Origin of the sequence: Paenibacillus sp. MAEPY2 (assembly GCF_000499205.1) — a bacterium.
Lineage (GTDB): Bacteria > Bacillota > Bacilli > Paenibacillales > Paenibacillaceae > Paenibacillus > Paenibacillus vandeheii.
In genome coordinates this window covers 42,241-63,888 of the sequence record NZ_AWUK01000026.1, presented here as the reverse complement: position 1 = coordinate 63,888, position 21,648 = coordinate 42,241, and the positions used below count along the sequence as shown (strand labels likewise).

The 21,648-nt window shown below is 43.7% G+C and carries 23 protein-coding genes and 1 riboswitch; of the genes, 16 read left to right on the top strand and 7 right to left on the bottom strand.

All coding sequences use genetic code 11. From position 1 onward, the window contains the following. Positions 1-321: 321 nt before the first annotated feature. The 6 genes from P364_RS0119210 (at position 322) to P364_RS0119185 (ending at position 6,474) form a co-directional block, all read left to right on the top strand. Positions 322-2,790 carry a family 43 glycosylhydrolase gene (locus tag P364_RS0119210; protein WP_236642193.1) on the top strand — a complete coding sequence of 823 codons (2,469 nt, stop codon included), beginning with the start codon at positions 322-324 and terminating at the stop codon, positions 2,788-2,790. Positions 2,791-2,973: 183 nt separating this feature from the next. After that, the gene (locus P364_RS0119205) at positions 2,974-3,891 is read left to right on the top strand and encodes a deoxyribonuclease IV (RefSeq protein ID WP_029881111.1); all 918 of its coding nucleotides are present in this window, start codon (positions 2,974-2,976) and stop codon (positions 3,889-3,891) included. Positions 3,892-3,992: 101 nt separating this feature from the next. After that, entirely contained in the window at positions 3,993-4,337 is a 345-nt protein-coding gene (locus P364_RS0119200; protein ID WP_024631702.1) for a YojF family protein, read from the top strand. A gap of 23 nt (positions 4,338-4,360) precedes the next feature. After that, a complete protein-coding gene (gene bshB2 / locus P364_RS0119195; protein ID WP_029881110.1) occupies positions 4,361-5,035 on the top strand; it encodes a bacillithiol biosynthesis deacetylase BshB2 in 675 nt (224 codons plus the stop codon). 284 nt (positions 5,036-5,319) lie between these two features. After that, positions 5,320-5,739, top strand: a complete 420-nt coding sequence (locus P364_RS0119190; RefSeq protein WP_029881109.1) for a hypothetical protein — start codon at positions 5,320-5,322, stop codon at positions 5,737-5,739. Between the two features lie 33 nt (positions 5,740-5,772). After that, a complete protein-coding gene (locus P364_RS0119185) occupies positions 5,773-6,474 on the top strand; it encodes a hypothetical protein (protein WP_236642194.1) in 702 nt (233 codons plus the stop codon). Between the two features lie 84 nt (positions 6,475-6,558). Here P364_RS0119185 and P364_RS0119180 read toward each other — a convergent pair whose 3' ends face one another. The 3 genes from P364_RS0119180 to P364_RS0119170 form a co-directional block, all read right to left on the bottom strand. Then, a complete protein-coding gene (locus P364_RS0119180) occupies positions 6,559-7,371 on the bottom strand; it encodes an undecaprenyl-diphosphate phosphatase (protein ID WP_024631700.1) in 813 nt (270 codons plus the stop codon). Between the two features lie 92 nt (positions 7,372-7,463). Beyond that, positions 7,464-8,261: a DUF817 domain-containing protein gene (locus P364_RS0119175; protein ID WP_052016685.1), complete on the bottom strand. Its 798-nt coding sequence runs from the start codon at positions 8,259-8,261 to the stop codon at positions 7,464-7,466. A gap of 136 nt (positions 8,262-8,397) precedes the next feature. After that, complete coding sequence (locus P364_RS0119170) at positions 8,398-9,249, bottom strand: bifunctional 5,10-methylenetetrahydrofolate dehydrogenase/5,10-methenyltetrahydrofolate cyclohydrolase (RefSeq protein ID WP_024631698.1); 852 nt, start codon at positions 9,247-9,249, stop codon at positions 8,398-8,400. A 51-nt stretch (positions 9,250-9,300) separates the two neighbouring features. Further along, positions 9,301-9,381: riboswitch (ZMP/ZTP riboswitch) on the bottom strand. A gap of 221 nt (positions 9,382-9,602) precedes the next feature. Between P364_RS0119170 and P364_RS0119165 the strand changes: the two genes are divergently transcribed. The 3 genes from P364_RS0119165 to P364_RS37390 are packed head-to-tail and all read left to right on the top strand — an operon-like array spanning position 9,603 to position 11,184. After that, positions 9,603-10,085, top strand: coding sequence for a MarR family transcriptional regulator (locus P364_RS0119165; RefSeq protein WP_024631697.1), 483 nt, complete (start codon positions 9,603-9,605; stop codon positions 10,083-10,085). Between the two features lie 20 nt (positions 10,086-10,105). Continuing rightward, complete coding sequence (locus P364_RS37395) at positions 10,106-10,681, top strand: nitroreductase family protein (RefSeq protein ID WP_024631696.1); 576 nt, start codon at positions 10,106-10,108, stop codon at positions 10,679-10,681. 17 nt (positions 10,682-10,698) lie between these two features. After that, positions 10,699-11,184 (top strand): nitroreductase family protein, encoded by a 486-nt coding sequence (locus tag P364_RS37390; RefSeq protein ID WP_024631695.1) that lies wholly within the window; start codon positions 10,699-10,701, stop codon positions 11,182-11,184. 148 nt (positions 11,185-11,332) lie between these two features. Here P364_RS37390 and P364_RS0119150 read toward each other — a convergent pair whose 3' ends face one another. Further along, positions 11,333-11,995, bottom strand: coding sequence for an MBL fold metallo-hydrolase (locus P364_RS0119150; protein WP_024631694.1), 663 nt, complete (start codon positions 11,993-11,995; stop codon positions 11,333-11,335). A gap of 188 nt (positions 11,996-12,183) precedes the next feature. Here P364_RS0119150 and P364_RS0119145 point away from each other — a divergent pair, with 188 nt between their 5' ends. The 5 genes from P364_RS0119145 to P364_RS0119125 all read left to right on the top strand — a co-directional run bounded on the left by P364_RS0119145 (position 12,184) and on the right by P364_RS0119125 (position 17,869). Next, complete coding sequence (locus P364_RS0119145) at positions 12,184-12,711, top strand: sigma-70 family RNA polymerase sigma factor (RefSeq protein ID WP_024631693.1); 528 nt, start codon at positions 12,184-12,186, stop codon at positions 12,709-12,711. Next, positions 12,698-14,170 carry a DUF4179 domain-containing protein gene (locus tag P364_RS36955; protein ID WP_029881106.1) on the top strand — a complete coding sequence of 491 codons (1,473 nt, stop codon included), beginning with the start codon at positions 12,698-12,700 and terminating at the stop codon, positions 14,168-14,170. The genes P364_RS0119145 and P364_RS36955 overlap by 14 nt, the downstream gene beginning before the upstream one ends. A 315-nt stretch (positions 14,171-14,485) precedes the next feature. Further along, on the top strand, positions 14,486-15,121 hold the full coding sequence (locus P364_RS0119135) for a glycoside hydrolase family 11 protein (protein ID WP_024631692.1): 636 nt from the start codon (positions 14,486-14,488) through the stop codon (positions 15,119-15,121). Positions 15,122-15,320: 199 nt separating this feature from the next. After that, positions 15,321-16,160 (top strand): formylglycine-generating enzyme family protein, encoded by an 840-nt coding sequence (locus P364_RS0119130; protein WP_024631691.1) that lies wholly within the window; start codon positions 15,321-15,323, stop codon positions 16,158-16,160. A gap of 281 nt (positions 16,161-16,441) precedes the next feature. Then, positions 16,442-17,869 carry a hypothetical protein gene (locus tag P364_RS0119125; protein ID WP_024631690.1) on the top strand — a complete coding sequence of 476 codons (1,428 nt, stop codon included), beginning with the start codon at positions 16,442-16,444 and terminating at the stop codon, positions 17,867-17,869. A gap of 141 nt (positions 17,870-18,010) precedes the next feature. Here P364_RS0119125 and P364_RS0119120 read toward each other — a convergent pair whose 3' ends face one another. After that, the gene (locus P364_RS0119120; protein WP_024631689.1) at positions 18,011-18,394 is read right to left on the bottom strand and encodes a winged helix-turn-helix transcriptional regulator; all 384 of its coding nucleotides are present in this window, start codon (positions 18,392-18,394) and stop codon (positions 18,011-18,013) included. Further along, a complete protein-coding gene (locus P364_RS0119115; protein ID WP_024631688.1) occupies positions 18,387-18,749 on the bottom strand; it encodes a winged helix-turn-helix transcriptional regulator in 363 nt (120 codons plus the stop codon). Before P364_RS0119115 ends, P364_RS0119120 begins: the two co-directional genes overlap by 8 nt. A gap of 105 nt (positions 18,750-18,854) precedes the next feature. Between P364_RS0119115 and P364_RS0119110 the strand changes: the two genes are divergently transcribed. Together P364_RS0119110 and P364_RS0119105 are read left to right on the top strand one after the other, a co-directional pair. Next, a complete protein-coding gene (locus P364_RS0119110) occupies positions 18,855-19,772 on the top strand; it encodes an arginase family protein (protein ID WP_024631687.1) in 918 nt (305 codons plus the stop codon). Positions 19,773-19,887: 115 nt separating this feature from the next. Next, on the top strand, positions 19,888-20,343 hold the full coding sequence (locus P364_RS0119105; protein ID WP_306440231.1) for a hypothetical protein: 456 nt from the start codon (positions 19,888-19,890) through the stop codon (positions 20,341-20,343). A gap of 145 nt (positions 20,344-20,488) precedes the next feature. Here P364_RS0119105 and P364_RS0119100 read toward each other — a convergent pair whose 3' ends face one another. Next, the gene (locus tag P364_RS0119100; protein ID WP_024631685.1) at positions 20,489-21,532 is read right to left on the bottom strand and encodes an SIS domain-containing protein; all 1,044 of its coding nucleotides are present in this window, start codon (positions 21,530-21,532) and stop codon (positions 20,489-20,491) included. Positions 21,533-21,648 lie beyond the last annotated feature (116 nt).

Genomic DNA, 21,648 nt, shown 5'->3' with positions numbered 1-21,648 from the left:
GATAGACGTCAAACCCTCAGGAGAGTTCTCCTGAGGGTTTTTTTGTATGTATGAACGAGCGAGCTCTAAATTAAAGATAAGCACTTTTTTCCAACAAAATGCCAAATAAATGACAACGAAATGTTATTTCTATTTGTAACGGCTTACTTTATGCTAGATTTTAACACCGACTGAAGAGTCTGAATTTTCTCTGCTAATACTGCTATGACGGTTAATCAATGGTAGATGAGAACAAGACCTTCAGACGTAAGAATGCAAACGCACGTAAAGAGTTTTGATGTATTTGTAAGGATAACAAAACACGGACTAGGAGGAAATAACGTGAGGAAGAGTCGATTCATGTTCACGCTGATGGTCATTTTATTAATGGTTTCTTCGGTGCCGATCACTGCCACAGCGTATCAAAATCCACAAACGTTACCGGATGAATGGGGACAATACGGATTGGGAGATCCCTATGTATTGAAATTTAATGGATACTATTATCTGTATGTAAGCACAAGAGATACGGACGATGGTGTCAAAGTATGGAGCTCCAAAAACCTGGTGAATTGGTCGTACCGCGGCTTGGCTGCAACAGATCCCATTACGCATGGAGCTTATGCTCCTGAAGTCGTTTACTGGAACGGAATGTTCTACATGTATACATCACCTGCCGGAAAAGGACATTACGTACTGAGCAGCACGAGTCCTACCGGACCTTTCAATGTAGTGACTGGCAATCTTGGAAAGTCGATTGACGGTAATGTGTTCATTGACGATGATGGCTCGTTCAGCTTCTATCATGCCGCGCAAGGCCGCATAGATGCTGCACCGATGAGCAGCCCCACTCAGATCGGAACGAGTGCGTCAACAGGAGTGGGCATGGGAGGCTGGACGGAGGGCTCGACCGTCTTCAAACGGAATGGAAAATACTATATGACCTATACAGGCAACCACGTATTTAGCAAAGGATATCGGGTGGATGTGGCGGTTAGTACCACAGATCCGAGATCCGGATATGTAACTGATAGCACCAACCCGGTATTAATTCGTACGGAGGGCCCAACCGTGGGATTGGGACACAATACCGTAGTAACGGGACCCAATCTGGACACTCACTATATGATGTATCATAATTTGGAAGGTAACGGAATAATTGGACCGCTGCGGCATCTGAACATGGACCGAATTGTATGGAACAACGATAAGATGATCGTGCTTGGTCCAACTTCTACGGATCAACCCAATCCGGAAATGCCTGTTTTCTACGACTATTTCGACCGTTCTGCCATCGGGAGCAATTGGAACAACGTGAACGGTGGTAATTGGGGCATCTTCAATCAAGAGCTCATGTGGCAAAATTCATTGGGCAGCTCAACTTGGTACAAACAAGTGACAGCTTCGACCAGCGCATCCGATTATACGGCAGAATTTAACATGAAGGAAATGAATCGGGGAACTTCCACCAATCCGAGATATGGCGCTACATTCTCCTATACGGATGAGAACAATTATGGTGTTGCACTGATCAGTTCAAAGAACAAGAGACTGGAAACATTTTTCCGGGTTAACGGAGTGGATCAGGCTTGGCAAACATTCAATTTGCCCGCGGACTTCAATTATGCGAAATGGCATAACATACGCATAGAGAAGTCGGGATCAACGTTTAAATACTATGTAGACGGCATGTTCAAAGCTACGCGTTCAGCCAATGTAGGAGCAGGCAAAATCGGTGTGCTAACAGAGGATACGCATGCGGATTTCGGCTACACTGCCTTTAATAACGATGTGAATGGAAGCAGTGCATGGAACGCTTCCAAGCCGATTCCGGGCACGATCGAGGCTGTTCATTATATGAAAGGTGGCGAAGGTGTCGCTTATCACGATACAACGCCTGCTAATCTTGGTGGGGCTTATCGGACTGATGCCGGTGATATTCGCTTGAATAGTGAAGCACTGTTTAATTTAGGCTGGAATCAGACCGGAGAATGGTATAAATACAAAGTAAACGTGGAGACAAGCGGATATTATGATATTGATTTTCGTATGGCTACCGCGTTGGACGGGGCTCAAATCCGGCTGTGGGATGGTGCGACTGACTTGACAGGTATCGTCAATGTACCTAATACGGGTGACTGGGAGAACTGGAGAAACATATCCAAGAAAAAGGTCTATTTAAATGCAGGGCAACGGGAATTAAAGGTTGAATTCGTAACAGGTGAGGCCGACTTCTCAAGAATGACGTTTCATAAAAATGTCGATGTGACCAGCGTAAGCGATAATTTTAACGACGGGGACGATAATGGATGGACCCGGTTTGAAGGAACCTGGGCGGTAGAGAACGGTGAATACAGTGCAGCGAGCACTGGGCCTGCCAAATCTACAATCGGGGATTCGCAATGGGCAGATTATACGGTGGAGTCCGATATCAAGATGATCGATACAGGCGGTGACGGTGGCTTGCTTGTCAGAGTGTCCAATGCATCCCACGGTACGGAGCGAGGGCAGAACAATTATGATGCTTTACAAGGATATTATGCCTATCTGACTACAAGCGGAGTCAGTCTGGGCAAGATGAATTATAATTGGGCGCTGCTCAAGAGCAATGCGCAATCGTATTCAACCAATACCTGGTATCATATGAAAGTTGTCGTTAAGGGCACCAACATCAAGGTGTTTGTCGACGATATGGTCAATCCGAAGATCGACTATACCGACAACAGCTTGAATCCGTTCACGCATGGCAAAATCGGTGTCAGAACGGCAAATAAACACACGCATTTCGATAACGTATCCGTTTCTCCTTGAGGAAGCAGCATGAGAATCAAGAATGAAACGGTTGTTCTGAGAATTGAGGTGTATAAAAGAGTCGCCAATCGGCGGCTTTTTTGCCTTCCTCTGATCTCCTTCACCACCGCCATTTCCCATTAGCCAATTCATCAAATTTCACTGATAATGAAATGATGGAATCCAAGGAGGAAGTGGTTGGTAATGAAAAGGTGTGATCTGCTCATTGGATCTCATGTATCCTTTGGCGGGAAAGAGATGCTTCTGCAGGCGAGTAAGGAAGCCGCTTCTTATGGGGCATCTACTTTTCTGATGTACACAGGTGCACCGCAGAATTCGAAACGAAAACCTATTTCGCAATATAATATAGAAGCAGGCCATATGCACATGAAGCAGCAGGGCATTTCCAACATTGTTGTGCATGCTCCGTTCCTGATAAATTTGGCTAATAGCTACAAACGAGAGGTATTTGATTTTAGCGTACAATTCCTGCGGGATGAGATTGAGAGAACGGCTTCACTTGGATCAAATCAGCTTGTTCTTCATCCCGGTGCCCATGTTAACGCTGGGGTAGACATCGGCATTCGGCAAATTATCCAGGGATTAAACGAAGTATTACAGGACGACAATTACCCTGAGGTCCAGATTTCGTTGGAGACGATGGCCGGAAAAGGAACAGAATGCGGAACAAGCTTTGAAGAACTGGCACAGATTGTCAATGGCGTGCAACGGAATGAACGACTCTCCATATGTCTGGATACTTGTCATGTTCATGATGCAGGATACGACATCGTTCATCATTTTGACGGGGTACTGGAGCAGTTTGATAAGGTCATTGGCCTAGAGCGATTGAAAGTACTGCACATCAATGATTCCAAAAATGTGCGGGGATCGAGGAAAGATCGCCATGAGAACATCGGGCACGGACATATCGGGCTTCAGGCTTTGGATTATATCGTGCACCATCCCCAGCTCGTGTCGCTTCCGAAACTACTCGAGACGCCGTCGATTGGCAAAATAAAATATAAAAATGCTCCTTATCGACATGAAATTGCGCTATTAAGAAGAGAGTGCTCCGAACCTGTGCAAAAAGAAGAGGATTCTATAGAAAGCAGTCAGTAAAGAGTGCTAAAAACATTCGCTCACTCATTCCATGTTTATTCTCACGGGACATATGTTAAAATGGTTGTAGCACGTTACTTTTTACTCAAAAGGAGGCCGCCATGCAGCCAATAGAGCCTCAAGACATCCAACACCGGATCAATCAACTTCTCGATCAGGACCTATATTTACACCTCGAACTCACGTCAGGTGCTTACGCCAGTCACTTTGATAGCACCAGGCACCCGGGGTCGGCATTCATTTCCAATGCGGTCATACGATATACGCAAGGATCTATATCGGGCACGGGCCCATACCGAGTTGGCTTAAAGACTACTCACGGCTGGATTTACGCTGAGGGACTTACACACATTGACGAGCTGGAACAAGAACGACTCATTCTGGCTGGTCACGATAGTCAAGGAAAGCTGGTTGTAGCCTTACAACTTAGTCGGGAATTGTTCTGATGAAAGCGGAGGATCAAATAAGCATGAATAACAAACAGATTGAACATCAACGCATTTTAGTTGTGTTTCCCCATCCTGACGATGAAGCGTTCACTGCATCGGGAACGTTGGCGAAATACATAAAAGGCGGTGCTCAAGTCACTTATGCTTGCCTGACTCTAGGGGAGATGGGACGTAATATGGGCATCCCTCCATTTGCCAACCGTGTCACCTTGCCAATAATTCGTAAGGATGAACTCATAGAGTCCTCCAACGCAATTGGCATTCAAGATTTAAGGATGCTCGGTTTTCACGATAAAATGATCGAGTTTGAAGACCCTGAACTGCTAGATGGCCATATCTTGGCGCTGATCAAAGAGCTTAATCCGTCACTGGTCATTACTTTCTATCCGGGGTATAGTGTGCATCCCGATCATGATGCAACCGGAGCTGCGGTTACGCGAACGATTGGTCGATTACCCGCTGAAGAGAGACCTATTGTATACTGCTGTGCATTCTCCAACAATCATGAGGAGAGCATCGGGAAAGCGGATGTGATTGAAGATGTGAGCGGATTCCTTGCCGAGAAAATGGCGTCGATCCGAGCTCACCGTTCGCAATTCCAGGCGCCGGAACTTGTCGGCAAGCGGGAATTGGATGATGAACAAATTCGGAATCGATTTGGAAGAGAAGCATTCTGGACGTATAAATTCAATTAATTTTACTACAGTTTGCCAACATCTAATTTGCCTAAAAGTCGCCATTATGGCGACTTTTTTTGTTATAAGCAGGGTTTGTTCTCCCAATAGAGTCTTTCCGCAAGTGGTGAATGGAGAAGGAGGGGAGAGTCATATCATGAGAATAGGGAGATGTTTGCGATATTTTATAAGTAAGTTAAAGGGATTTACAGTATGTGTATAAATCTATAAAGTATAAATACGGGTTTCCAGCCGCTTCCATGGGTAATAACGTATTAACAATTAACTTGGAAGGAGTACTACAAATGAATGAATTTCGTTCTGTTTATATGAAGATCCCGATGTTTGTCATGTTACTTGCACTTACAGCTTGCTCTGGGGAAACAGAGCCGTCGGCAAGCCCTGAACCATCCGCAGTAACCAATGAGTCAGTTTCAACTCCCACGACAGAAAATGAGGTAACCTCTGAAACGCCGCGACCGGAGACTGAACGTTTTGATTTGATGACAGGGGAGGGGAATACATCACAAACGGCAACGTTGCATCAAGGAGAAGGTTTTTCACTGTACGTGTTCGAGAAATTTTCTTTTGACGCTGCCAAAGGCCGCTTGTCGCTGACAAGCAATTCGGACTACTATGTGGATATTGAACCACTGCCCTCTGATTATGATCTAAAAAAACTTGAGACAACAGGGCGAGAGGATTTGGAAAAAGCGGGAGAATAGTAATTAGCGTTATCTGAAGGAGTGGACGTAGTAATGCAAACAATGCGAAGCAAACGAAGCATTCGAATTACAGCAATAGTCATCTTACTTTTCCTCATAGTGTGCATCGCATTTATTTATGTTAATGACAAGGCTGGTGGATTGTCCGATTGGCGTATGTCCAAGGCAATGGGAATGAGTGAAACCATGCATATTCCTATAGGAAAAACTCCTGAAGAAGCGATTGAGCGGTTTAGAGGTCATAATGATTCATTACAGATCATTCATCAAGAACCGGTAGACGGGGGAATGGTTTTGTTTAAACAAAAAACGAGTCAGGCAAATAGCAGCAATCTTCAGATGGAGTATGCGCGTAAAATAGTATTCGGCTGGAAGTGGGCGTGGGGTGGCGGATATTCCATTGGTGAATCATCTCAATTCACGTCAGCGCTGGATTATATGAGCATACCTCAATTGAGTCATATATCGAAACCTTTCCCTATGATGTTCGGACATATATTAGACCCCGCTATTAAGCGTGTTACCGTCGAGTTCAAAGAAAATGATAAACCGGTAGTTACCGAAGCCAAGCTGGTGGAGGTGGGCCCGGAAAGCATAATCTGGTTTGTATTCCTGCCCTCCTCTGCAACTATTCCGTATGAAATCAAGGGATTCAACGACAGAGGAGAGCTTATAAACCATAAACAAATTGAAGATTCGAATGATATGGGTTCCATGGTTCTTGGAGAGAGTTAAGGAGTGGACGTACGGAGGGTAATAAAAAGGGAACAACCCATTGTATAGAGGTTGTTCCCTTTTACGTTACATTTAGCTCCTGTTTTACAAAAAGATAAGTAAAAGAATTCCGACTACGAAGCAATAGTATGAAAAATAAATCAAGTTCCCTCTAGCCATAATTCCCATGAACCATCTCATTGAAAAATATGTAACGATAAGCGTAGTGATGAACGCTAAAATGTAAGGTATAGCCAATTGCGTACGGTGCGGATCGGTTACGATATCAGATGCACCTAATATTACCCCGCCGATGCTAATCGGAATATAGAGCATAAAGGAAAATTTCAATGCCGTTTCTTGTTTCATCCCGACAGCGATAGATGCAATGACTGTTGCACCAGAGCGGCTTATCCCCGGAATAAGAGCCACGGCCTGAGCAAGACCTACCAGTACTGCGTCTTTCACCGACAAATCGCCATCTCTTTTCCGCCCGCGAAGGTTTCGAATGAGCCACAGAGCAACCCCTGTGATCAGTAAACTAATCGCAACCGTATAGACAGAAGTGAATATTTCTTCAATTTTATCCTTGAATAGCACAGCTCCGATCGCAGCAGGGAGAGTACCAATGATTATGTATAGACAAAACATGAAATCTGCTCTGTACGCTGCATTGCGAGAGATTAGGAATCGCCAGCCTCCGACAATAAGTTTTTTGATATCTTCCCTAAAGATAAACATAATGGCAATCAGTGAGGCTGTGTTTGTCAAAATTTCAAAGGATAATCCATTCTGCTTCATGCCAAGCAATCGTTGAGCAATAATTAAATGTCCGCTTGAAGAAACCGGAATAGGCTCAGTAGCCCCTTGTACGATACCTAATAATACATATTTCAACCACAAAATAATGTCTTCCATTGTATCCTCCTACTCATATTTTCTTCATTTACCAACTCAGCATTCCATACAATCATAACGGTTATCTTTCAGAACTTGCAAATGTATAGAACCTATTTTCGATTGGCTTTGACATATTTAAGCTGGGCAACAATGATGACACTAATAATCACGAGTAGGAACCACGAACTGATTTTGCTAAAACTAACCAGCTGCCAGGAGTCATGTTGATCAGGGTATTTCCAGCCATTAAAAAAAGTAGCTATATTTTCAGCTGTCCAGATGAAAAAACCTACGATGATGAAAGCGAGCGTAAGCGGCATTCGATAGGTCGTCAATCGTACCCGATAGATAATCCATGTTTTCCGAAAAACTATAAATACAAGAGCCGTCAACCACCAACGAAAATCGGGAATAAAATGATGTGTAAAAGAGTTGATATAGATGGCTCCTCCTAACAGAACCGAAGATGCAAACCCGGGCCATCCAGTCATGTCCATACGCAATCTGCGCCATATTTGACACATAAAGCTTGCTACACTTGCATACATAAATCCACTATAAAGGGGAACACCAAAGAGCTTGGTATATCCAGGCTCAGGGTATGACCAGGATCCCATCCACACTTTATACATCTCCAGCACCAAACCAATCACGTGAAATATACATATGACTTTGATTTCATCACGTGTTTCCAATCCGCTCCGGTACATAAGGTATTGCACTGCTAATAAAATCAGCAGAATGGCATCATAGCGATAAAAAAAGGGGATCTGAATTACGCTAGAGAGGGCCAACGTTCCAAAGATCGCCACAGGAAAAATGCAACTCATCGCTTGATGATAACCAAAATGCAGCAGCTGTACTAAAGGTTTCAAGTTATGTTTATCTCCTTCCCAAGCCTTGTTCATAATAATATAGATATGATCCGTTTGTAAAAAGAGAAAAAAAGCTATATATATGTTCTTATTTTCAATTATAGCCGTATTCAAAGACTAACAAGGCCCCTCGTCAATCGGAGGGACCTTGTTTTTTGCGCTATTTCATTTATGCATTTTCAGATAGCTTATAGGCAGATTTAATCGTATGTTCGATGAGCGTTGCAATTGTTACAGGACCAACGCCGCCCGGTACAGGTGTAATGGCTGAAGAAGGAACAAAGCAAGCTTCATAGTCCACATCTCCGACATTCCCTTTGTTATAACCTGCGTCAATAACGACAGCACCCGGTTTAATCCAGTCTCCTTTGACAAACAGGGGTTTACCCACGGCTGCAATGACGATATCACCAAGCTTCACGATCTCTTCCAGATTCATAGTTTTGGAGTGGCAGGTCGTCACCGTTGCATTTCGGTTTAGCAGCATGGCTGACACAGGCTTGCCCAGGATGGGACTTCTTCCGATGACAACCGCGTGTTTGCCCTCAATTTGAATATTGTAGAAATCCAGAATACGCATGATAGCCTGTGGTGTACAGGAAGGGAATTCGGCTTCTCCAAAAGCATTAAGTGCAAAACCGAGGGTCGTTACACCATCAACGTCTTTTTCGATACGAATGGCGTCAAAAGCTGCTCTTTCATCGATATGATTCGGGACAGGGTGCTGAAGCAAAATACCGTGTACGGAAGGGTCATCATTTAGTTTGTTAATTTCTTGAATCAATTCATCCGTGGTGGTATCCGCAGAAAGAACGACCTTAATGGAATGCACGCCTAAGCGAGCACAAGCATTTCCTTTCATACGCACATAGGTCGCTGAGGAAGGATCATCTCCGACGAGAATTGTAGCGAGACAAGGCTGAATGCCTTTTTCCTTAAGGATGCCAACCTTTGTGGCCATGTCTTCCTTCATAAAATCTGCTACCGTTTGTCCATTCAAGATCAGTGTGTCTGTACTCATTTTCACATCGCCCTTTCAACATAAAAAAGAGGCAAGGAAATAAATATTCCTTACCTCTGCCCAGGCGTACGGCTTATTACAAACCATATGCTCCCTCACGGTTCACCGTGTTCGCCAGTTACATATGATCATTTGAATTGTTTAAATTGATAGTACTTGAAAAAGAGCAAATGTTCAATAGGTAATGGATCTCTCTAAAATCCCAAATTTCCATGGCCAGAGTTTAAAGTTGATAACCGTTATCACTCGTGATATATTGTTAACAGGTAAACTATTTAAGATTAAATTAGTGAATAAGATTTATCATTTGAGGTTTTTTTATTGTTTACAAGTAAATAAGGAGCGATAGCAGAATGGATTCAAAAGATCGAACAAAACAGTTACTGTATGACCAATTTATCCGGTTTTTACATGTATATGAGAATCACAAGGATACGGAAATTGAACATTTTCTAAGTATCGCCCAGCGGGAAAGCATCGACAAAATCCCTCAGCATTTGACCGCTGTTCACATGATAGATTGCATCGGCAGGCATGAGCCCATTAACAATACGGGCATTGCCGAGGCGATGAATTTGTCCAAAGCAAGTATTACCAAGATCGGCAACAAACTGCTGGAGGAAGGATTCGTTAAACGCACGAAAATGAATGACAACAAGAAGGAGAGCTACTTCCGGTTATCCCCACAAGGAAAGAAGATTTTTGAACTGCATGAACGTCTGCATGTACATGAGGCTGAACGTTTCTATCGTTCCATGGACAAATATTCGGAAGTGGAGCTAAAGATAATTCATCAATTTCTTCATGACAACAGTATGGATATGGAATCCAGATAAACCAAAGGAGAGTGAAGCGCTTGAGTCTGGCGGAATTGATTAGGGAACGCAGAAGTATTCGTAAATGTAATGCAACCCCAGTGGAACAGGAGCTGGTTGTTGAATTGCTGCACAGGGCCACACGGCTTCAACCAATCGTTGACGCTGGTTCGTGGCGTGTTGTATATGCCGGAACTCCAGAAGCACGCAAACGGCTGGTGGACTGCATGCTGGAACAGATGTCGCAGAGCAAGCTCGGTAAGCTGATTCCGGGAAAACTGCTGGATGTGTTTAAAAAGAGATTCACTGATATTCCTGCCCATGTCATTGTTATGTCTGCTGTAGGGCCGGATCGTCTGACTAATGACCGCAATTATGCCGCTGCCTGCGAAATGATGCAGAGCTTCCAACTGCTGGGATGGGAACGAGGGTTAGGCATGCTGTGGGATACAGAGTCCATGATTCAGCATGAAGGATTTTTTAAAGGAATTGGACTGCGCGAGAATGAAAGATTTGTTGGCATTCTTCATATAGGATACTTTGACAAAGCGCCAAGAAGCCGGAAAAGAACACCCGCTGAGCAGAAGTGGACTGTTTTGCAGGGCCAGACTACGTAAAAGGGGAAGGTGTAAAAATGAAATTGTCTGAGCTGGAAGAGGATCTGGGCAGTCCGAGTGATTTTTTAGATCGACCGGTATCGCAAGAGTTAATCCTTGAATTGCTCAATCACGCCGTATGGGCACCGAACGATGGGCTCCGTGAGCCATGGCGGTTTATTTTTGCCGATAACCATAATGGGATACTCATGCAGGGTTTGCAGGAGCACGCGCCAGCGTATCTTCTGGTCTTAGTGAAGGAAGAGGCGGATCACCATAAGCGGGAAGAGGACTTTGCAGCCGTATACTGCCTAATCCAAAATTTTCGCTTGCTTGCCTATGAACAGGGACTTGGTGTACGCAGCACGTTGCATGACTGGATGTACGACCGGAGCCGTGCTGAAACGTTTGGCGTACTTGGCAACGAGCGTATTGCTGCGGTTCTGGAATTGGGATACGCTGCTGAACAGCCCAAAGGGAAAGCTCAGGTACCTGAACCTCAGCTTCAGTTCGAACTGCTGTAGTGGTGAAGATGTAGGGAAGAGAATTTAAATGAGTGAGGAAAGACCATGCCTTGAAAGGGATTGTCTTTCCTTTTTTTATGCGCTTGTCAAAATAATTATACATCTCCGAGCTATCATAAGCGCAGAACAACATTGATTCTTCAAAAGATCAACCTTGGATGAGGTCTGATATCTGATCTTTCACATTTACATGACTTAATCCCCCGTGGAAACAAATCACGGATGTGATGTCTAGATCTAAGTACTTTTTCAACGAGAGCCTTGCTGAATCCATGTCCGGTGTGGTCGGTTCATGAATTCCCCCAAGCATTCCGTCTACACTATACATCGAATCCCCGGCAATCAGCGTTTTACTTTCCTTCAAATAAAGACTGATATGACCTGGCGTATGCCCAGGCGTGTGAATAACACGAATCCCGCCACAAAACGGTAATTCCTGACCATCTATTAAGGTATTGTTCACTGTACCCGTCGGGGGATTTTCCAGGTGACCATCTTTTAAAAGAGGTAGTTCTCCCTCTATGTACGGCTTATCCAGTTCGTGTGCATATACTTTAATTTCATTTCCACACGTTTGCAAAATCTCCGGAAGATTCCCTATATGATCGACATCCTGATGGGTCAAAATCACCGTATTTAGTTTGACTATAGGAACGCCAGCCATGTCCATTGCCACACATAAATCCTTGAATTGACCTGGAAAACCAGTGTCTATTAGAATAGTCATTTCTTGATCCTTTAAAAGAATGGGGTGGATGACATTCCCGTGATAATCCAGATGAAGCATTTCGACTCCCTTTGAAATTTCCATATTATTAGTCCTCCATAGAAAGAAATATATAAATAAGGTATCTCTTTGTAAACGAACCAAGTACGTAGAAAGATACGGGGGTAGAAATTTTGCGAACGGTTTGTTAAATTTTGTGTTTTCTTGTGAACCAAACCAAGTATAGGATGATCTAATGGATAGAAGGAATGAGAAGAAAGGGGGAACCACTAGTGGATTTATCAGAAAAAGCAGAACTTGCAAGCCATGGGGATAAGGAAGCTTTTGTGTATTTAATACATGCTGTCCAGCAAAGCCTATTTGTTATAGGAAGATCAATCGTTAAAACAGATGAAGATTGTGCAGATGCGATACAGGAGACCATTGCCAAAGCTTTTTCTAATGTACATACACTGAAAGAGCCCGCTTATTTTAAAACTTGGATTATTCGGATTTTAATTAATGAGTGTAATCAAATTATTAAGAAAAAGAAGCGAGTATCCCTTGTCCCTTATGATCTGAGAAAGACATCATATAAGGGGGATTTTGAACAAATTGAGCTGTTTGAGGTGATTGACGAATTGGATGAACAGCTTCAAACTATCGTAACACTTTTTTATATCGAGGATTTATCGGTCAAAGAAATAGCAAGAGTGCTTGAAGTTTCCGAAGGAACAGTAAAATCACGGTTATTCAGGGCCAGACGGCAATTATCCGAGCTGGTTATAGGGAAAGGAGAGGGCAAATATGAATTTTCATGATCCGGTTGACCGTGAGATCAAGCAATTATTTAATGCTAAAAGAAAAGACCTGATCATTCCTGATACAGTACAACTTGCTATGGAGAACGCACTTTCTTCCCTTTCTGAGCAGAATACAAAAAAGAGATATCCCCATAAACGATGGAGGTGGGTAGCAGCTGTCATAGCCCTCTTTTTCATCCTAGGAACAGTTTCGGTTTATTCAGTGCCCACATTTGGTGAAATGATCCGGTCTTTATTTGCCAAGGATAACCCAGATATTGGACTTATGCGGGCACAAGAATTGGGACTAGTTCATAATCCTCATATCAAAGTAAGGGACAAAGGTTATACGCTGGTAATTGATGAAGCTGTTGCAGACCCTACCCGAGTGACGCTGGCTCTTCAACTCTTTGATAAAAAGGGGAAGCACAATCGTGATAAGTTACTTCTTGGAGATCTGAACAACATTACGATTAAAGATGATAAAGGTAACGAATTGGATACCATGTACGATATGGGGTACACAAATGATTTTTATTATATGGTTGCTTTCTTTAATGAGCCATTGCAAACAGACAAGATTACAATAGAAGGAAATATTGGCACGCTTGGTAACAGGAACGAGCCTTTCATTGAAGGAGATTGGGACTTTAGCTTTGATATAGATATGAGAGAGGCTAACCAGCAAACAAAAATAGAGGAACTGTCCGGTAGCTATTCTACGCCACACGGAATGACTGTCACTTTAAAAAGGTTAACGAGAATGGTACAAGGGGTCCGTTTTGAACTGGAGACTGAACTTGATGCCGCTGCAATGGCAAGATCTCCCGGTGATTTATGGAAAAAGCAGATGTTGAGCTTTCACTTTGAAACTATAGAGAATGAAGAGATTCATTCGGTTAACCCGAGGAAAATGGGTTACATGGATAGCTTGATGTCAACTGATCATGCAGTGATTGAAGAAGGAAAGATTCGTTGGAGTTATATTTTCAAGTACCTGCCGGAACATGAACCGTATCGTTTTATCTTGGATGGATATTCGATCGCGGAAACAGACGGCAGCAGAATTTCCTTTAAGCCTTCAGAGCTGATAGAACCCAAATCTTTTCAAATATTAACAGATCGCATAGAGGTGGTTGGGACTACGCTTAAGGACTCACAAAACCGCGATGGCACATATGAAACGGCCGTATCGTTCTATGGGGAAATGGATAATGAAATACGAAATGAAGAATGGAAAGCATACGATTCAGAAGGCAAGCAGTATGAAGTTAGTAAGAGAGGAGCATCATCCTTAGAGGGTGCGCTTGCAGATAATTGGAGAGAGGGAGTTATTAGCATGGGGGATCGCAGTATGCGGCAGCCTTATGAATACCGGATCACGGGATTAGACTACATCCCGGACGAACTTATCCTGATAAGACAAGTAGTCGATAAATGGTACAAAGACCCTGACTGGTCTGTATTGTTAAAATAACTTATTAATATGTAGTCTAAAGATCACCAATACCCTCATTATAATTTCCATGCCGCCCGAATGGGCGGCTTTTTGCATATTTGTTTCTTGTAGATACAAGTCGATTTTTAGAATACAAGCAGAACATATATAAACATATTAGAGATTATTCTATAGTTTGTCAGGTTTTTATGTAAACGCTATCATTCTATAATTTAGTCAGAAAGGAGGTAAAAGTAAAAAAAAGTCCAATGAGTAAACCGGACCGGACACATCCCAGAGAATCAAACTAAACGAGTTTTATAGTGAAAATACAATCATATCGGGAGGTAGAGTATGTTTAAATTCAGTAAAAAATTGTTGACGGTCGTTCTTGCGGCTTCTATGAGTTTTGGTGTGTTTGCAGCAACTTCAAGTGCGGCAACAGATTATTGGCAAAATTGGACCGATGGCGGCGGAACAGTCAATGCTGTTAATGGATCAGGCGGTAATTACAGTGTAACGTGGCAGAATACAGGGAATTTTGTAGTTGGTAAAGGTTGGAATGTCGGATCTCCAAACCGGACAATTAATTATAATGCAGGTGTCTTTGCACCATCTGGCAATGGGTATTTGACCCTTTACGGATGGACGAGAAATGCACTTATCGAATATTACGTTGTGGATAGCTGGGGTACGTATCGACCAACCGGAACGTTTAAAGGTACCGTAACCAGTGACGGGGGTACCTATGACATCTATACAACCATGCGATACAACGCACCTTCCATTGACGGGACACAAACCTTTGCGCAGTACTGGAGTGTAAGACAGTCGAAGAGAGCGACCGGGGTTAACTCCGCTATTACATTCAGCAACCATGTGAACGCATGGGCAAGCAAAGGCATGAATCTGGGTAGCAGTTGGTCTTATCAGGTGTTAGCGACAGAAGGATATCAGAGCAGCGGAAGTTCCAACGTAACGGTGTGGTAACCAATCCACGGTAAGTCTTTCTATGAAAGTAAAACAGATTTTTATACATTAGGGCAGGCCCATGGCCTTCCCCTCAGATTCAGCCAGTCCGTCCTAATTCGTTGAAGGCCGTTTCTTATCGAGCAAATGGCCTTCAACGTTAACGGATGGCAGGTATCATAGCCTGTTATTTTCCCATTAGCTTAAAGGAGATCGTTCAATGAAAAAGCTATTAATGTTCTTTTTAATAGCAACAATGGTAGTAATCAGCGCTTGTTCGCAGGATAAACCCGAACCGAAGGATAACCTTGTATTCGTGCAAGGCGGGACGTTTAAGAACAACAAGTCTAATTTTGCTGGAAGAAATGTGACCCTGTCGAACTTTTATATCGGGAAATATGAGGTAACTCAAAAAGAGTGGGAGGATGTCATGGGAAATAATCCTTCCGGATTCAAAGGAGATCAATTGCCAGTAGAAATGGTGAGTTGGTATGACGCGGTAGAGTTTTGTAACCAAAGAAGTATACAAGAGGGCTTGAAGCCGCATTACAACATCGATAAGGATACCCAAGACCTGAATAATAAGAATGATAACGATAATTTAAAGTGGACCGTAACCATTAATGAGGGAACCAACGGTTACCGACTGCCTACAGAAGCGGAGTGGGAGTATGCCGCAACCGGAGGTCAGGAGAGCAAGAATTACACATACAGCGGCAGTAATAATGCCGACGAAGTAGCATGGTATTGGAAGAACGCCGGGGACAAAATCTTAACTGGAGATTGGAACTGGCCTGCCATAGAGAGCAACAAAAACAAAACCAAATCGATTGGTACACAAAAGCCGAACGAGCTTGGAATCTACGATATGTCCGGTAATGTAAGAGAATGGTGCTGGGACTGGTACATCGACGCGGAGAGTCAAATTGCTTCCTTCCGGGTTGTGAAGGGCGGAGGCTGGATCGGTGGTATCAACAATAACGAGATCGCTTTTCGAGGGAAATTTGATGCCAATGGGTTTGGTCCCGATCAGGGTTTTCGTGTTGTTCGCGGAGAATAGCTAAGGAACAAGGGAAACTGCCTAAAACAATTGCAAGCCCTATCAAAAGAAACAGGTTAAGCACCAAACGTTAAGACAAGAACGGTCAATCAGAAAGTCGCCTAATAGCGGCTTTTTTCTTCGTTTTATAGCAGGATCAAAAAGTATCCTACGACACAAAAATGATCGGATCATACAAAAAAGTGCGTACTACTCAACCATCAGAGAACCTGATAATCTAACAATCGAACGGTAAGTTGAATTGTCGTTCAATATAAAATCGTACTGATGGGGTGGGAAAAATGGCAGAGTATCAACTTCATTTGAAAGATAAACGTATCGTATGGGGGAAAGCAATAGATGTAGAGTCTCTCATTGGCACATATCCACAGGACTCAATTAGACCAGGCGAGAATGCGGTTTTGGATTGGAAATTGCCTGATGGCATATATAGAGCAAAAGAGGTCGTCATTGAGCTGGATAAACTGCTTGAGGCGATACTTGTTCAGCTGGGAGGACCGATAAACGGTAATCCTTCGGTGTTGTTGGACAGTCTTCAGGCCAATTTGGCGATCTCTGGCGATGTGTCATCGCTACCACTTGGACCGTTGGCTTTGAAGGATAAGGCAGGCGTCGAACTTACAGCACAGGCGGCACGCATTGGTGAACAATTGGTTTTCTGGGCACGAGAGATTAATTCAGAAAAGAGGGCACTCGCACAATATGGACGGGAAACTCTTGGTGAACTGGAATTTAGAAGTCATTGCTACGGTCATACCCTGATACCAGAAGCTATTGCTCAGGTTTTGGGACCTGTTGGGGGACCAAGGGTCATGCAGTTGTATAATGAATACCTGCACCAGTTTGTATTGCTGCGAGATGCATTACTTCCCTTTGCCAATTGGGAACAAGTACCGTTTGAAGTCATGGAACACACGCAATTCAAAGGACTACGTTTTCTAGAGCCTGCCCGTAAGGTATTTCTAACTCAGTTGATTGGGAAGGAATTAACTCACAAAGCGATTGTCCAGTATGCACAGAGTGTGCTTAGCTCGGGTTTGACCTCTGCGGGTTATGGTTTTCAATACCTTTTGGGGACCGTGTTGCCAGCTGGATTGGGAGAGTCGGCCGGTTCAGCCGCGCGCTATCTATTGAAATGGCATCCTGTACAAACCATTCAGGCAGAAGATACACAAAATATAGTTGCTGTCTCGTTCGAATATGAATATGACGATTATTATGCTGCACCGCGTAACGAAGCAGGAGCGGGTATATCGGGTAGCAAGGATCATCTTCAATTTTCAGGAGAGCATACGGATTTTCCATCCATCGCAAGGTTGGTGCCGAATACAGGTACTGATCGAACAACCGTGCTTTTCAGTCTGGAGAGGGAGGGTCATGCATTTACTGTAGATCTCGGTCAGCTCTTTAGGGGACATCGATTTTCATATCGGCCTAAAGGGGAAAACCATTCCAACGGTGCAAAGGTGAATCGCACAGCTATTAGCTTGCACCGGGTAACAGACATTCTGTCCCATACCGGATTGGTAACGAACACGGATGATGGAATTCACTTCATTCCGACCAGAGGCAATGAGCTTGTACTATGGGCTTTGTTAGGGAGGTTGTATCCCGAAAATGTGGTTTTACTGGAGAAGGAAAATGAAGAGGAACTGGAATTAGCTTTTCGTTCGGGAAAGGGCTTTGGCACGCAATTTTTAGTGCTATAATTCTTTAAACCTTCCATGTCACAATATTGACGGCAGGGCTTTGGGTGTAGGGCTGCTGCCGTCAAATCATGCCAACATTGCTTGATTAATTTATTGCGATAAAACGGTTTCTCAAAGAGAAGAGAGCTAGGGGCATCGGGTTTACCGCATGTTAACGGTGTCACGGCGAGAGTCATCATTGTCGCATGATACTTCGTCGGGAAATTTCTCGATATAGGTCGATCCAAACTTGCACAGCATCTGGAGCATGGGAGCCAGTTCCTCCCCCAGATCGGACAAATAATATTCTACTTTTGGTGGGGCAACCGGATAGACCTTGCGAATAATGAGACCGTCGCTTTCAAGCATTCTAAGCTGCATCGTAATCATGCGTTGGGTTGCGTCAGGCAGAAGTCGCTGCAGCTCATTAAACCGAACGGGACCTTTAGTTAAGTGATTCAGTATAGATATTTTCCATTTACCACTCAGTAAGCTCATAACAATCTCGGAGGTGCAGCGATACGTTTTATTTCTAAAGTTAATCATTCTCGAGCACATCTCTTTCACTTTGATTTTTAACTCCCCACTCACATAAGCCTTCCAAAACGGGCAGTAACGTTTCCGCTTTGTCTGTCAGCCTGTACTCCACTTTAGGAGGAACTTGAGGATACTCTTTCCGTTCGACCATACCATCCGCTTCCAATTCTTTGAGTTGTGAACTCAATGTTTTAAACGTTATCGCTCCAATTTGTCTTTTCAGTTCATTAAAGCGCACCGGTTGATTTTCTGCCAAAAGATAAATAATGACCATCTTCCACTTGCCGCCAATGACAGACAATGTGTAGCCAAAAGGCGTATCTTGAATATGTTTAACCTTACCTTGATATTCAGCCATGCTCATATTTATGCTATCCTTTCGGGTAGTACCTGTCATAATAGTGCGTACTACTTTTTGATTTGGGTTCAGTTTATACTAACCTTACTTTGAAGTAAAGGAGAGAAAAACATGAATCAAAAAACAATACGTCTGTTAATGCCACAATGGCAGGGGGGAAACAATCCTAATTACTCTTTTGGGGCGGAACTGCTTGCCTGGCTGGCTCCTGATAATGATCAACCACTGATTCAAGTGCCTGTACAAGCATATGATGGAACTCCACTGGAAAACGAGAATGGTGTACATGGCAGAAAACAGCTCATTGAACAATTGGAGGCGGCCCAACATATCATTGATGCTCACAAGCCGGACCGCATCGTCATGTTTGGTGGGGACTGCTTGGTTGAACAAGCCCCGTTTGCCTATTTAAACGAACGATACGACGGGGAATTAGGATTGATCTGGATTGATGCGCACAGTGATTTGGTTGGATATACGGGGTATGATAACGGACATACGCTACCCCTGGGGAACCTTTTGGGAGAAGGGGATGAGGAGTTTGCAAAACATGTGAAAATCCCTCTCAAACCTGAAAATATCTTTATCGCGGGGTTGGCAACGCCTACGGAGCAAGAAAGCGAAGTCATCTCAGAAGCATTAGAAAGATTAGGTATAACTACTGCAGAGTCAGATACAGAAATGATTCAAAGACTCGGCATCAGAACAGCCGGAGCCGAAGAATTAATGAGAAGTACACAATCCATAAAAGAGTGGATCAAAGAAAGCGATATTAAGCATTTGGCTATTCACCTTGACTTGGATGTGCTGGATCCTAAAGCTTTTCGTTCTTTATTATTTGCGAATCCTGAAGGACCTTACACCTTTTCTCCTGCGGGAGCCTTGCAAATTCCTCAGCTTCTTCATCTGCTCAAAGAGCTATCGGAAGAAACAGATGTGGTTGGTTTGGGTATAACTGAGCATATGCCATGGGATTCGATTAACTTGAAGAATTTGCTTGGAGAGATACCTATTTTAAATAATCGATAATGTCATTTACGTTCCCGGAAAATGAGTTGGCGGGTTTCAAAGCACCAATAGTCATTCACCTACATACATTATCTCAGGACAAATGACTATTGAAGTCAGCCATGGAGGGAATCTAATGTCAGTTAATAATCATTCCAATACAACACATCCTTATTGGATCGAGAATATGGGGGGGAGAGAAAGGGAAGCCGTGATGCCTCATCCTGTTATTGTGGAGGTTAGGCAAGTTGCATCCAATCAAATTGTAGTGACGTATGATCAGCCAGCGGATTTAGCATCAGCAACAAACATTTCGAATTATTGGATAAGAAGTAATATGTCTAGTCCATCAGACATAGCCAGTGTAGGAATGGGAGAGGCCATTTCTAAAGAAAATACGATTCGTGCTGATCGGGGAATGATAACTCCAATCAATAATTCCAAAACGAGATTTGTTATAACCTTCAATGTTAACGCGACGATGGGTGTTCTTTATATTTTGCTTCCATGCTTTGTGAACTTGGAAGGGAGATCCGGATACACTGGTGGAAATTGGGGACCGTTTAGCAGAAATATGTTTATTGGATTGTAGTAAACAGTTTATCTAACGTCTTGAGTATCCTCTGGCGTTATACTGGATAAAAGGGCATAAACATGAAAAAAAGTCGCCAGAAATGGCGACTTTTTTATATAAATAGCCAATCCTTAAAGCGGATCGAAAGAAATAAGCTTGCTTCTTACAGCTTGACCCAGGCCACCAGCCCATCGGGTTGATCCGGGTTAATCCCATGGCGTTCAGCATTGGCCAGAGCAGCGATCTGCGAGATGAAAATGAAAGGGATACCTCGTACCGCTGTATCAAGTGGGCGATCTGTCGTGATCTCAAGGTCAAAGAACTCCTGCGGAATGTCCTTCGCCCGATCGGCAAACGTAATAATGGTGGCTCCGCGCTCCTTAATATCCCTCAACAGATTGCGCTGATGCTCAATACCGCTGTCCGACAAGGCTGCGATCACTAACGTATCCGAATCCACTGTGACCATCGGCCCGTGCCGTACGTCAAGAAGATGGTATGCGTGTGCTTGTGTCTTGGCAATTTCGGTCAAAGCGATGGCGCCCTCGGCTGCCATTCCTTGTAGTTCACCATCTGCAAGCAGGACCACGTTCGTCCAATTGAAGTCGGAGACACGGCGGATGCTGTCCTCTACACGTTCCATGTAGGCTTCGCCTTGATGAATCGCCTCCTGCATGTCGATAATCAGGTCCTCATCTCCAGCAAGAAAAGCGGCAAGAAGGAGATTGGCTGCATACAGATTGGTTACTGTGCGGGTCTGACAAACGCTATGATCGAAAGCCCAGGGCAGTTCCAAAGGGAAATCGGCGCTTTTAGATAATGGCGAGTCTGTTACACAAGAAATTGTTAATAAAGGAATGCGTTGATCCGACTGAAGTAAACGCAGCGCTTCAACCACTTCACTGGTGCTGCCAGATCGAGACGGCGCTATGATCAGGCTGCGCTCCAACATGGGACGGTACCGATCTGCATGGAGCATGAGATCACCAGCGGCAAGTGACATTGAGGGTAGGCCAGCACGCAAACGGAAGGAAAAAGCGGCCGCTTCGCTCAAGCAATAGCTGGACCCGGCGCCAACAAAGGTTACGGAGGTAATTGCTTGAGCTTGGACAAAGGCCGTAAATTCCGTGCGTTTGGCCAGTAAATAGTTGTAAGTCTGCTGCAAGGCCTTATATTGTTCTTTTACTTCACGATACGTCAAACTCATAAAAATACCTCCCGGGAATGTTTTAGATTGATAACATCAGTTTGTGATCTTTTTGATCAAATATATAGTTGTATGATTGTGTTAATCATAATTATGCCGTTATAACTCTCTAAATT